This window comes from Shinella sp. M31 (genome assembly GCF_049199205.1).
Lineage (GTDB): Bacteria > Pseudomonadota > Alphaproteobacteria > Rhizobiales > Rhizobiaceae > Shinella.
Window position 1 is genome coordinate 1 of sequence record NZ_JBLZPH010000188.1, and the last position, 561, is coordinate 561.

Annotated in this window: 1 protein-coding gene; it reads right to left on the bottom strand. The window is 63.8% G+C overall.

The features are described from left to right. A partial coding sequence (locus tag ACOZKU_RS27690; protein ID WP_421581602.1) for a TRAP transporter substrate-binding protein occupies positions 1–561 on the bottom strand: 561 nt, incomplete at both ends.

A 561-nucleotide genomic window follows, 5' to 3' on the forward strand; every position in this document is an offset into this window, starting at 1 on the left:
CGCCGCGACGAAGGGCGCGGGATCGACCTCGTTGAACTTGACGCCGGCCGCCTCGAGCGTGGCGCGCAGTTCGTTCGACTGGTCGCGCACCATCTGGCGGTTCAGCTGGCCGGCTTCCCTGGCCGCGGCGCGGACAATCTCCTGGTCCTCGGCCGACAGCCCGTCGAAGACGATCTTCGAGGCGAGGAAGGGGGTCGCCTCGTATTTGTGGTTGGTCATCGAGATGAAGGGCTGCACCTCATGCAGCTTGGACGAATAGATGTTGATCAGCGGGTTCTCCTGGCCGTCGACGACGCCCTGCTGCAGAGCGATGTAAAGCTCGGAGAAGGCCATCGGCGTCGGCGAGGCGCCGAGCGCCTCGAAGATGTCGATCGTCATCGGGTCCGGCGGCGTGCGGACCTTCATGCCCTTCAAGTCATCCGGCGCCATGATCGGCTTCTTGGAATTGGACACTTCGCGAATGCCGTTGTTCCACCACGCGAGAATATAGATGCCCTGTTTTTCCGCCGCAGCCGCGATCTTGTCGCCGACAGGGCCGTCCATCACGGTCTCGGCCTGCTC